At 74.6% G+C, this 11,981-nt stretch carries 10 protein-coding genes; 2 read left to right on the forward strand and 8 right to left on the reverse strand.

Going from position 1 to position 11,981, the window contains the following annotated elements:
• Nucleotide 1: 1 nt before the first annotated feature.
• The 5 genes from LCD33_RS09330 to LCD33_RS09350 all read right to left on the reverse strand — a co-directional run bounded on the left by LCD33_RS09330 (nt 2) and on the right by LCD33_RS09350 (nt 7,128).
• Nucleotides 2-1,528, reverse strand: a complete 1,527-nt coding sequence (locus tag LCD33_RS09330) for a phosphatidylserine/phosphatidylglycerophosphate/cardiolipin synthase family protein (protein WP_224977727.1) — start codon at nt 1,526-1,528, stop codon at nt 2-4.
• Nucleotides 1,529-1,532: 4 nt separating this feature from the next.
• Nucleotides 1,533-2,867: a cytochrome P450 gene (locus tag LCD33_RS09335; RefSeq protein WP_224966579.1), complete on the reverse strand. Its 1,335-nt coding sequence runs from the start codon at nt 2,865-2,867 to the stop codon at nt 1,533-1,535.
• Between the two features lie 61 nt (nt 2,868-2,928).
• Complete coding sequence (locus tag LCD33_RS09340) at nt 2,929-3,792, reverse strand: SDR family oxidoreductase (protein WP_224966578.1); 864 nt, start codon at nt 3,790-3,792, stop codon at nt 2,929-2,931.
• 31 nt (nt 3,793-3,823) lie between these two features.
• Entirely contained in the window at nt 3,824-5,845 is a 2,022-nt protein-coding gene (locus LCD33_RS09345; RefSeq protein ID WP_224956795.1) for a CocE/NonD family hydrolase, read from the reverse strand.
• On the reverse strand, nt 5,842-7,128 hold the full coding sequence (locus tag LCD33_RS09350; protein ID WP_224977728.1) for an acetyl-CoA carboxylase biotin carboxylase subunit family protein: 1,287 nt from the start codon (nt 7,126-7,128) through the stop codon (nt 5,842-5,844). The genes LCD33_RS09345 and LCD33_RS09350 overlap by 4 nt, the downstream gene beginning before the upstream one ends.
• 328 nt (nt 7,129-7,456) lie before the next feature.
• Between LCD33_RS09350 and LCD33_RS09355 the strand changes: the two genes are divergently transcribed.
• On the forward strand, nt 7,457-8,356 hold the full coding sequence (locus tag LCD33_RS09355; protein ID WP_224977729.1) for a glycosyltransferase: 900 nt from the start codon (nt 7,457-7,459) through the stop codon (nt 8,354-8,356).
• A gap of 22 nt (nt 8,357-8,378) precedes the next feature.
• On the opposite strand, the gene LCD33_RS09360 is transcribed toward LCD33_RS09355, so the two are convergent.
• From LCD33_RS09360 to LCD33_RS09370, 3 genes are read right to left on the reverse strand one after another with little or no spacing between them, the layout of a single operon-like run.
• Nucleotides 8,379-9,245, reverse strand: a complete 867-nt coding sequence (locus LCD33_RS09360) for a glycosyltransferase family 2 protein (RefSeq protein WP_224966575.1) — start codon at nt 9,243-9,245, stop codon at nt 8,379-8,381.
• Nucleotides 9,242-9,700: a GAF domain-containing protein gene (locus LCD33_RS09365; protein WP_224956790.1), complete on the reverse strand. Its 459-nt coding sequence runs from the start codon at nt 9,698-9,700 to the stop codon at nt 9,242-9,244. The genes LCD33_RS09360 and LCD33_RS09365 overlap by 4 nt, the downstream gene beginning before the upstream one ends.
• 3 nt (nt 9,701-9,703) lie before the next feature.
• Nucleotides 9,704-10,621: a polysaccharide pyruvyl transferase family protein gene (locus LCD33_RS09370; protein ID WP_224956789.1), complete on the reverse strand. Its 918-nt coding sequence runs from the start codon at nt 10,619-10,621 to the stop codon at nt 9,704-9,706.
• A gap of 258 nt (nt 10,622-10,879) precedes the next feature.
• On the opposite strand from LCD33_RS09370, the gene LCD33_RS09375 reads away from it, so the two are divergent.
• Entirely contained in the window at nt 10,880-11,869 is a 990-nt protein-coding gene (locus LCD33_RS09375; RefSeq protein ID WP_224977730.1) for an NAD-dependent epimerase/dehydratase family protein, read from the forward strand.
• Nucleotides 11,870-11,981: the final 112 nt, after the last annotated feature.

Below are 11,981 nucleotides of genomic sequence, written 5' to 3' on the forward strand. Positions count from 1 at the left end.
ATCAGGAGGCGTTGGGCGGGGCGCGCCCAGAGGCGGGTGAGCGGGGACGGGTCCGGGCGGGCGTGGGCGCGGAGGTGGCCCGGCCCTGCGCGTGCCAGCGGTCGAGCGCGGCGGCTGACTCGCGCAGCACGGCGGCGCCGCGCACCGGGTCGGCGAGGTCCGCGGTGTCGCCGGGGGAGCGGCCGAGGTGTTCGGACCACAGGCGCACCCGCAGGTCCCGGGCGAACCCGGGGTGCGCGCCCTCGTCCACGACGGCCGCGGTCAGCTCCGAGTCGTAGGCCCAGGAGCGGCGGTTGAGGTTCGCCGAGCCGACCGCCGCCCAGCGGTCGTCGATGACGCAGACCTTCGAGTGCAGGTAGATCGGCAGCCCGGCGGTGTTCTCCAGGTCGTGCACGTCGACCCGGTCACCGCCGGCCGCGCGCAGCAGGTCCAGCGCCTCGCGGTGCGCCACGTCGTTGGTCGCCGCCTCCACGACGCCGCCGTTCTCCGGGCGGTGCGGCACCACCGCGACCAGGCGCAGCCGGGGTTCCCGGCGCAGTGCCGCCGCGAACGCCTCGGCCACCACCGGGGACCACAGGAACTGGTCCTCGACGTGGACGAGCCGCCGGGCGTGGCGCAGCGCCTTCGCGTAGCCGCGCGCGACGCTGCGCTCGCCGTCCGGCGCGAACGGGTAGCGCGGGCGCTTCGCCGGGTAGGTGCGCAGCAGCTGGACCGCCTGCTCCCCGGACCGCGGTGGCGGCGGGAGCCGGTCGGGCAGCGGGTCGGCGCGCCGGGCGAACAACCGGCGCGTCCGCGAGATCGGGCCGCGCCGGGACGCGGTGGCGTCGGCCCACCGCTCCCGGAAGCAGTGCTCCACGTCCTGCACCGCCGGGCCGCGCACCTCCAGGTGGGCGTCGTGCCAGGCCGGTCGCGCGCCGTAGCGGTCGTCGATGGAGGTCTGCACGTCCGGGTCGCCGTGGTGCTCGTGGTCGTCGCGGCGGCTCGCGCACGGGTCGATCCCGCCGAGGAAGGCCACGTCGGTGTCCGGCCGCTCGGGACGGCGGACCACCAGGAACTTCTGGTGGTGGCAGCCGATCGGCCGCACCCGCTGGTCCAGCAGCGCGGCCCCGCCGTGGCGGCGCAGCGCGGTGGCGAACCGGCGGTTGTCCGGCACCAGGTCCCGCCGCAGCGTCAGGAACGGCCACCAGAACAGCGCGTGCACCGAGGCGCCGCGGCGCAGCGCCCGCAGCAGCAGCTCGCCGAGGGTGATGCCCTCGGCGTCGAGCGGCTTGCCCCGGGTGCCGATCCAGGCGGAGAAGAAGATCCGGTCCCCGGCACCGACGTCGCGCAGCGCGGGGACGAGCCGGTCGAAGTACTCGGTGCCGTCGACCAGCGGGCGCACCGAGTTGCCGGTGGACCACGCGATCCCGCCGGGGTGCCGTTCGTCGAGGCCGGTGGCCGGGTTGCCGCGTTCGGCCGCGGTCAGCAGCCAGTGCGCGGGCAGGTCCGCGCGGCTGCGGGGCGCCGCGGTCGCGCTCTCCTCCAGCACCGGCTCACCGCGTCCCGGAGGCCGCGCGGGCCGCGACGCGGAACTCCAGCTCGAAGTTGTCCAGCGTGTGCGGCAGCGGCCCGTCGGGTCCCAGCTCGTGCTCGCCGTCCAGCCGGAACTCGTGGCCGCGCAGCAGGGCGGCGAGCAGGGTGCTCGCGGTGAGCAGCACCAGGTTCTCCCCGGGGCAGCGGCCGGGGCCCGCGCTGAACGGGACGAGACCCGGGTGCTGCTGGGCGGCACCGTCCAACCAGGACTCGGGGGCGAACCGGTCCGCGTCGGGGACGGTGCGCCGGTCCCGGTGGAACAGCGGGGTGTAGATGAACAGGCCGCTGCCGCGGGGGATCGTGCGGCCGCCCCAGCTCGCCTCGGTGACGGCGTCGCGCAGCAGCGCGGGCGTGGTCGGCCACAGCCGCACCGATTCGAGCACGCAGGACCGCAGCAGCGGCAGCATCGGCGAGTCCGCGCCGTCGACCTCCTCGCGCACGGCGCGCAGCCGCTCCGGCTGCGCGGTGAGCACCGCCAGCGCGCGGTACGCCACCATGGCGGCGGCGTCGAAGGCGAACAGCCAGTGCGGCACCTGATCCGCTCCGTCCACATCGGACGAGTCACGGGCGATCACCCCGGCGAGGCTGCCGGGTTCCGCCCGGGACAGGTGCGCGCGCAGCCGCCGGTCGAACTCGCGGCGGCGGGCGGTGCGGCGCGGGTGCAGGAACGCCCAGTTCGCGTCCGAGCGCAGGCCGTTCAGCAGCTCGACCAGCCGCCGGTCGTCCCGGGCGCCGGCACCGAGCACGATGCGGCGCACGGCGCGCCACCACCCGGCGGCGAACGCGTCCCAGTCGAGCCGCCCGCCCGCCTGCTCGGCGAGCCGAGCGCCTTCCTCCGCGGTGATCTCCACGATGCGCGGTCCCAGTTCGTGCACCGGCCGGTCGATCTCCAGCACGTCCTCGTTGAACTCGCGCCGCCGCGCCCGCGCCCGCCCGCGCGAGATCAGCACCGCGTGCGGCTGGAAGTGCCGCAGCGCGGTGCGCTTCTCCAGGTTCGCGGGGGTGAATCGGTCCGCCGAGTCGCGCAGCACGTCCCGCACCTGGGCGGGATCGAGCACCACGGCGAACTCCCGGCCGGGGATCGGCAGCCGCAGCGGGCCGTCCCCGTACCGGGAGCGGAGTTCGGCGAGCAGCCGGATCGCGGACCGGTCGAGCTGCCTGCGCTCCGCGAACGCCATCACCCGCGGCCTGCGGACGATCACACCGGCGGCCAAGGTCGGCAGCAGCACGCGGGCGGCGATCCGGGCGGTGTCCGGGACCGACGCCCGCGGTGCACGGGATGCGGGATCGAGCACGATCTCCCTCCTGTCCTGTGCGGGGCCACCCGGATACCCGCCGCAAGATCGGCTCACACGTTCACCCCGGGTGCGTTTCCCCGCCCACCGGGGCGAGGACCTCCCCGGTGTAGTAGCTGGAGAGCTGGTCGGCGGCGAAGAAGACGTACGACGGGGCGATCTCGTCCGGCTGGCCCATCCGCCCCATCGGCACGTGCTCGCCGAAGCCCTCCACCGACTCCTCCGGCAGCGTGGCCGGGATCAGCGGTGTCCACACCGGACCGGGCGCCACGCAGTTCACCCGGATTCCCTGCTGCGCCAAGGATTGCGCGAGGGACATGGTGAGCACGTGCACCGCGCCCTTGCTCGCCGCGTAGTCGATGAGGGTCTTGTTGCCGCGCAACCCGTTGACCGATCCGGTGTTCACGATCGCCGACCCCGCCGGCAGGTACGCGAGGGCGGCGCGGGTGAGCCAGAACGGCGCGTAGACGTTCACCTTGAAGGTGCGGTCGAACTGCTCGGTGGTGGTGTCGGTGAACCGCTCCACCGGCGCCTGCGTCCCGGCGTGGTTGACGAGCACGTCGAGCCCGCCGAGCTCGGCGGCGACCTCGTCGACGAGCCGCTGGCAGGCCGCTTCGTCACCGAGGTCGGTCTTGTGCAGCTCGCACTGCCGTTGCTGGGCGCGGACGAGTTCGGCGGTGTGCTCGGCGTCGGCGTCCTCCAGATCGGCGTGGTAGGCGATGGCCACGTCGGCGCCCTCCTTGGCGAACGCCACCGAAACCGCCCGTCCGATGCCGGAATCGCCACCGGTGACCAGGGCCCGCTTGCCGTCGAGCAACCCGCGTCCGCGGTACTCGGTCATCTCGTCGCGGGGAGCGGGAACCATCCCCTCGGTCGCCCCGGGCGCGGTCTGCTGCTGGGCCGGGGGAGAGTTGCGTGCGGACATGGTGCTCCTCCTTCGTCGTGCGTTCGCGTGCTCACACGTGGTCGCGGGGGATGGAGTGCCGCCAGTTCTTCGACAGCACCCGCTCGTCGTCCTCGTAGGCGTCGAGCTGGGCGTGCAGCTGGAACTCCTCCGGCGTGGAGGTGAGCACGGTGCGGGTCACGGTCCGCACGTCCCAGCCGTCGCGCCGGAAACCCATCCGCCACACGTTCTCGCCGCGCACCGAGTCGAAGTCGTCGCCGGTCCAGCTGTAGCGCTCCCACGCGTCGCGGGCCAGTTCGAGGTCGATGTCGTCGAGCCGGACCACGCCGAGGTCCTTGACCACCTCCAACGCCGACTCGTAGCCGACGAGGTCGCGGGACACCGTCCAGCGCTCCTCCCCGGGTGACAGCGGGGTGGAGGAGACCGGTGGCGCCCCTTCCGGTTCCTCGAACGGCCGCACCTCCGGTTCGTCGGCGCCGCCGGGCCGCCACGGCAGCAGCACGCTGCTGCGTCCGGTGTGGACGGTGAGCCGCACCGGACGCGGCGGCGGCCAGGCCAGCGGCCAGTAGGACGTGGACAGCGAGATCCGCAGCCGGTGCCCGGGCGGGAAGGCCTGCGCCACCCCGTTGAGCGCCACCGACACCCGGTACCGCCGCCCCGGCACCAGTTCCGCCGGTTCGTCGTGCGAATCGCGGTGGGTGAGGTTCAGCAGGCCGTAGGTGACGCGGGTCGCCGAACCGTCCGGCCGCACGTCGGAGAGCCGGGCGGCGAGCATCGCGACCGGTTCGCTCACCTCCACGTCCAGGTCCAGCACCGGTGCGCCGAGGAGTTCGGCGCGCTCGGTGAACTCGTCGGTGTCGAACACCAGCGAGCCGCCGTCCTCCTCCCGCTGGTCGTAGGGCAGGTCCGGGGGAGCGTTGTAGGAGCACCACTTCCCGGCGAACTGGCCCACCGACAGCGGCGACTGCACCACCAGCTCGGCCTCCTCCGGTTCCGCGCCGGGCAGCCCGACGTGGTGCGGGCGCAGCGGGTGCCGCGCCGGTTCCACCAGCGGCGACGGCCATTCCGGGTCGCCCACCCACCGGCCGGGCCGTTCGGCGTAGGCGGTGGACGGCGGCACGCTGTCCTGCATCCAGGTGGTGAGCATCGGCCCGTCCAGCACGTCGTTGTCGACGTCCTTGAGCCAGCGGTCCCACCAGCGCACCAGTTCCTGCAGGAAGCCGACGGCGGGGCCGGGCTGGCCCAGGTGCGGGTACTTGTGCGACCACGGGCCGATCAGACCCTTGCGCGGGACGTCGAGGTTCTCCAGCGTGCGGAACACCGCGTTCGAATATCCGTCGGCCCAGCCGCTGACCGCGAGCACCGGGCACCGCACCGACGAGTAGTCCTCGCACACCGAGCCGTGCCGCCAGTAGTCGTCGCGGCGCTGGTGCTCCAGCCACTCCCGCAGCCACAGGCCGCTGCCCTCCAGCCGCTCGTGCCACATCTCCCGCCAGCGGTCGCCGACCAGCGCCGGGTCGGGCGGGCAGGAGTTGTAGGCGAACATCGTCGACGCCCAGGACAGGTTGTCGCTGAGCAGGCAACCGCCCATGTAGTGCACGTCGTCGGCGTAGCGGTCGTCGGTGAAGCACACCGCGGCGATCGCGCCGAGGCTCTCGGGCCCGCGCGCGGCCAGCTGCAGCGCGTTGAAGCCGCCCCAGGAGATGCCCATCATCCCGGTGCGGCCGGTGCACCAGGGCTGCTTCGCGATCCACGCGAGCACGTCCTCGCCGTCGCGCAGCTCCTGCTCCAGGTACTCGTCGGTGAGCACGCCCTCGGATTCACCGCTGCCGCGCAGGTCCACGCGCAGGCACGCGTAGCCGTGCCCGGCCAGGTACGGGTGGTGGATCGAGTCGCGCAGCGCGGTCAGGTCGCGCTTGCGGTACGGGATGAACTCCAGCACGGCGGGGCACGGCTCGTCGTCGGAGGACACCGGCCGCCAGATCTTCGCGGCCAGCCGGGTCCCGTCCGGCAACGGGATCCACACGTGCTCCTCGGCGCGGACCTCGTGCGGGAGGTTCGTCACCGCCCTCATGCGGTTCCTCCTGTTCGATCGATGTCGAAGGGCAGGTCGTGGACGCAGCGCTCGTACTTCTTCCGGAGCTCCTGCGGGTCGGCGGCACCGATGTAGAGGTGGGCCAGTTCGTAGCTGTAGCTGTCCTGGTCGGGCAGCTCGGACAGCCGGACGCCCTGCTCGGCCATCAGGTGCACCCGGACGCCGGGGTGGTCGCGCTCCACCGCGGCGACCTCCTCGGCGGTGGGGGCGCGGCGCACCACGCCGTCCTCGAACGTCCGGTAGAACCACTTGCCGGCGACCGCTTGCTCCCCGCGGCGGTGCGGGAAGTCCGGGTCCCGGCCGAGGCCGAGCTGCACCAGGATCTGGTGGTTCGGCGCACCGTCCACGTCCTCGAACAGCGGCGCGTGCGACTGGGAGTGCCGGGCGTTGATCTCCAGCAGGTGCACGGCGCCGGACTCCTCGTCCCAGAAGAACTCCACGTTGAACGGGACGTGGCGGAGTCCGATGTGCTCGATGACGCGCCTGGTGGCGTCGGTGATCCGCCGGATCACCTCGTCCGGCAGCGAGGACGGGTACTGGTAGCGCAGGAAGCTCGACGTGCCGGGGTACTGCACGGAGTCGATGACGCCGTGGACCCGCACCCCGTCGCCCGGGTCGTAGCCCTCCACGGTGACCTGCCGCCCGCTGACCGCCTCCTCCGCGACGCAGGAGCGCCCGCCCGCGTCGGCGATCTCGGCCGGGAGATCGATGCGGGCCAGGACGTCCTCGAAGGGCTTGCCGACCTTGTCGATGCCCTCCCGGATCTCGCCGAGCGCGGCGCGGAACTCCTCGTCGTCGGTGACGCGGTAGGCCATCTGCGAGGAGAAGGACTTCACCGGCTTGACCCACATCGGGTAGCGCACGCCCGCCGGGGGCGCGGTGTCCTCGTCGACGTCGACGAGGCCGAAGCGCGGCACCTCGTCGATGACCTCCGATTGCACCACGCGGCTCCAGTACTTGTGCTCGCACTGCACGACGGCCCGCAGGTCGGCGGCGGGCAGGCCGCGCCGTTCGCACAGCATCGGCACCAGCGAGCTGACCGGGAAGTCCCAGTAGCCGACGATCGCGTCCACCGGCCCGCCGGAGGCGTCCAGTTCGCGATCGGCCTCCTCCAGCAGCGCGGGCAGGTCGATCTCGTCGACGTGCACGAGCCGGTCGACGTCCAGCAGCGGGTGCAATCGGCAGTCGGAGAGTGCGGGCAGGCCGCGCAACGTGTCCAGGTTGCGCTCGTCGAGACCGAGTACGAAGACGTGGGAGACCATGCTTTCCTCACCGTGCGGGGACTTCGCACCCGCCTACCCGGCGTGGTCCGCCCGCAATCATCGCGGGCGTCCAGCGGTGATCGTCGGCACCGGCCGGTGTGCGCGGCCGGGCGCGCGGGTAGTCCTCGGCTCCGAGCGGACGCCGAGCGATCGGAGAGGCGATGCTGCAGCAGGTCCCGCGACGCGAACCCCCGCCCGCCGAAGAACCCGACGCCCCCGAGGTCCCGGACCCGCCGACCGCTCCCGCACCGGAACCACCCCGGGAGCCGGCGAAACCGGACGCGCCGGAGGCGCCCGCGAAACCGGAACTTCCCGACCCGCCGGTCGGGTGAGCACCGGAGCCCGCTCGACGGGCGTGGTGATCACCCACGACCGCCGGGAAGAACTGCTGCGGACGCTGGAACACATGACCGCGCTGCCCGAACGGGCGCCCGTGATCGTCGTCGACAACGCCTCCGGCGACGGCAGCGCGGAAGCCGTCCGGGCCCGCTTCCCCGAGGTGACCGTGCTGGTGGAGCCGGTCAACGCCGGTGCGGTCGCGCGCAACCACGCGGTGCGCTGCGCGACCACCCCGTACGTGACGTTCTGCGACGACGACGTGCGCTGGCAGCCGGGGGCGATCCGCACCGCGGTCGACCTGCTGGACCGGCACCCGGACATCGGCGCGGTGATGGGCCGCTGCCTGGTGGAACCCGATCTCGTCGAGGATCCGCTGACCCCGGAGCTGCGCGACTCGCCGGTGCCCGCGCCGCCGTGGCTGCCGGGCACCGCGCTGCTGAGCGTGATGGCCGGGCTGACCACCGTGCGGGTGAGCGCGTTCCGCGCGGCGGGCGGGTTCTCGGAGCGGTTGTGGCTGGGCGGCGAGGAGGAGCTGCTGGCGATCGACCTGGTGGGCGCCGGTTGGTGGCTGTGCTGGGCCGAGGAGGTCGTGGTGCACCACCGCCCGTCCGGGCGCCGCGACTCGCGCGGGCGGCGCAGGCTCGGCATCCGCAACACCCTGCTGACGACCTGGGCGCGGCGACCGCTCGGCGCGGCGCTGCGGCGCAGCGCGAGCGTGCTGGCCGGCTGCCCGAAGGACCGGCACACGGTCGCGGCGGTCGGCGGGGTGCTGCGGGCGCTGCCGTGGCTGCTGCGGGAACGGCGGTGCGTCCCACCGGAGCTGGAAGCGCAGCTGCGGCTGCTGGAAGAACCGCAGCGCACCTCGGTGGCGCGCCGCTACGTCGGCTGAGCCGCCAACCCGCGAGCAGGGCTCAGTGGCCGAGCAGGCGGACGGCCGCTTCGACTCGACGGGGCAGCCGCTGCCGCCGGGCCAGCGCTTCCGGCAGGCGCCGCAGCGCGCCGGGCAGCGCCGCCCGCGCCACCGGGTCGCGCACCGCGTCGCGCAGCAATCGGACCGACTCCGCGGCGGCCGTCCGAAGTGGACGGCGCAACCAGCTGATCAGCACCCCGTTCCGCCGCTCGGTGGCGTCCCGCCGGTGCGAGCTCTGCCGGTGCGGCGACGGGTGGTGGTGGGCCACGACCGACGCCACGAACGCCAGGTCCCAGCCCGCGGCGGCCAGGTCGTAGGACAGCAGCTTCTCCTCGCCGACGAAGAACAGCAGCGGGCTGAACCCGCCCACCGCCGCGAACGCCTCCCGGCGCACCACCGCCGAGCAGGCCGTGAACCCGAGCAGCGCCGGGCCGGGCACCGGGTGCGAGCCGCGCAGCGGGCTGCGCGCCATCTCGGCGACCACCGGGTCCGGCCGCTCTTCCGGGCCCACCAGGGTCGTGGCCGCCACCAGCGCCAGGTGCGGGTGCGCGTCGAGCACGTCCTCGGCGGCGGCCAGCGCGCCCGGCGCCCACCACGAGTCGTCGTCGCTGAACGCCACGTACGTCGTGCCCGCGTGCCGCACGCCGAAGTTCCGCGCCACCGCGCCCAGGTTGCGCGGCGAGGTCAGCACCCGGACGTCCGGGAATTCGCGGTGCACCGCGGGGGCCAGCGGCACCGCGGATCCGTTGTCCACCACGACGACCGGGGTGCGCGGGTGGGACCGCGCGTGCGCGCCGAGCGTGCGCAGCAGTTCCCGCTCCCGGTCCCGGGTGGCGATCACGATCGTCGTGTCCGTCGCGGTGCTCATCGGAGCGTTCTCCGCCGCCGCGGCGGTGCGAGGGGAGCGGCACCGCGGCGCAACGCGGCGGTGGCGGCCCCGGCCAGCCCGGCCATCCGGTGCTCGTCGATCCGGTCGAACGCGTACGAGCGGTCGCCGTAGAGGTCGAGCGTGGCGACCACCTCGTCGTCGAGCAGCAGCGGCGCGCACAGAAAGCTGTGCACGTGCAGGGTGCGCGCGCACAGCGCGAAATCCGGCCAGTGCGTGCGGATCTCGGTGGTGTTGGCGCGGGCGGTGCGGCCCCGCGCCGCCTCGACGCACGGCCCGCTGCCGAGCAGGAACTGCACCAGGTCCAGCTGGCGCGCCCGCCGATCGGTGCAGCACCGCAGGTCCGGCTCCCCGCCGGTCACGACCACGACCCCGGCGCTGGCCGCCTCGGGCGCGGCGGCGCGCAGCAGCGCCGAGCAGTCGACGACGGCCGCCACCGCTCAGCGCCCGGCGCTCGGCGCGGGCACCGCCGGGGCGGCGGCCCGCAGCTCGTCCAGCACGGCGGCGATCCCCGCGCGCCGAACCCCGGTGGCGAGTTCGCCCGCGCGTCGCGCACCGTCCGCGGAGGTGCACCACGCCCACCGCGCGTCGAGCACGCCACCGTCGGCGAGCACCTCCTCGGCAACGGCCACCGCGGGCCATCCCCAGGCGGCCGCCTGCGCCGCCACCTTCCCGCCGCCGCGCACCGGATCGACCGCCAGCGCGGGCACCCCGGCGCCGAGCGCGAACACCAGGCCGTGCAACCGGGTCGTGACCACCACGTCGGTGCGCGCCACGAGCGCCGCGAACCGCTCCGGAGTGCCACAGTGGCGCCACGAACCCGGATCCAGCCGGGTGTCCAGCTCGACCGGCGCGCACGCGACCCCGGCCAGCCAGGACCGCAGCACCCGGTGCACGTCCTCGTGCCGACCGCGCCCGCCGTACTCCGGTTGGCCACCGGCGAGCACGATCCCCGCCACCGGGACCTCGGCGCGCCCCACCTCCGCGGCCAGGTCGACCACGGGCGGGCTGCCGGGTGCGTCGCGCGGCAGCACCCGGTGGAAGCCGGTCACGACCGGGTCCGACCAGTCGAGCACGGACGCGCCCACCGCGATGCGCCGGGCGCGCGGGAACAGCCGGTGGACCTCGCGCACCTGCGCGCCGTGCAGCGGTCCGCACGCGAACACCACGACCTCGTAGTCGCGCCGCGCCGCCTCCGCCACGGTCAGCTCCCCGGGCCGGAAACCGGGGCTCCAGGCGACGTCGCAGCGGAACCCGGCCGAGGCGGCGGCACCGGCAACCGCCTCGGCGGCGGCGACATCACCCGCAGTCGCCTCCCCGTGCAGGAAGCTCGCCCAGCCGAGGACCAGGACCCGCATGCGCACTCCCTCCGGTTCGACCCCCACGTGGGCCTACCCGGTCGCGGGCGGCGCTACCCCCGGGTTTCGTCGCGGCGCGCGCGGGGGTACTCGGCTCATCAGGTCGGGGCTCATCAGGTCGGGGCTCATCAGGTCGGGGCCACTGGGCTGGGGGCTCACCGGGTCGAGGACTCATCGGGCTCGGGGCGCACCGGCTCGTCGCGGACCGGGCCGGGAGCGAACCGGACCGGGATCGACCGGCCCGGGGAGGAGGAACCGTTGTCCCACAGGCACTTCCGCCGCGCGGTGGTCACCGGCGGCGCGGGATTCCTCGGCGCGCACCTGTGCCGATCACTGGTCGAGACCGGCACCGACGTGCTCTGCGTGGACGACTTCAGCACCGGCGACCCGCGCAACGTCGCCGACCTCGCCGGGTCCGACCGCTTCCGGGCGGTGCGCCACGACGTCACCGAGCCGTGGGAGGTCCCCGGCCCGGTGGACCTGGTGGCGCACCTGGCCTCGCTCGCCTCACCCGAGCACTACCAGCGCCTCCCGGTCGAGACCATCCTCGTCGGCGGCAGCGGATGCCGGAACGCGCTGGAACTGGCGGCGGCGAAGGGAGCGCGCTTCGTGCTCACCTCCACCAGCGAGGTCTACGGCGACCCGCGCGAGCACCCGCAGCGGGAGAGCTACTGGGGCAACGTCAACCCGATCGGCCCGCGCGCGGTGTACGACGAGGGCAAGCGCTACGCCGAGGCGTTGACGCTCGCGTTCGCGCGGCAGCGCGGCGTGGACGCCGGGATCGTGCGCCTGTTCAACACCTACGGGCCGGGCATGGCCGAGGACGACGGGCGCATGGTGCCGTCGTTCATCCGCCGCGCCCTGCGCGGCGATCCGCTGGTGGTCCTCGGTTCCGGCGAGCAGACCCGATCGCTGTGCTGGGTCGGCGACACCGTGCGCGGCATCCTCGACCTCGCGCGCCACGGCGGCACCGGCCCGATCAACATCGGCAACCCGGACGAGCGGACCGTTCTCGACGTCGCCGAGCTCGTCCGCGAGCTCACCGGAACCCGCTCGGCGATCGAGCACCGCAGCGCCGCCACCGACGACCCGGCACGCCGCTGCCCGGACATCGCACTGGCCGCGACGCTGCTGGGCTGGACGCCGCGCGTCGAGCTGCGCACCGGTCTGCGGTGGGCCGTCGACGGGCTCGCCGCGGAGTGGGGGCTACCGCTGCCCGCCGCCGGACGCAGCGCGGTCCGCCGGTGACGCGGCCGTCGACCGGACCGCCCGGCGACCGGGTGCGGCCGGCCGGTTTTGCCGCGGCTCGGCCGGGAAACCCCGCGCGGCGGACGGTTCCACGACCACGACCGGAGGAAGT

Origin of the sequence: Saccharopolyspora sp. 7B, from assembly GCF_020177435.1 — a bacterium.
Taxonomy (GTDB): Bacteria; Actinomycetota; Actinomycetes; order Mycobacteriales; family Pseudonocardiaceae; genus Saccharopolyspora_C; species Saccharopolyspora_C gregorii.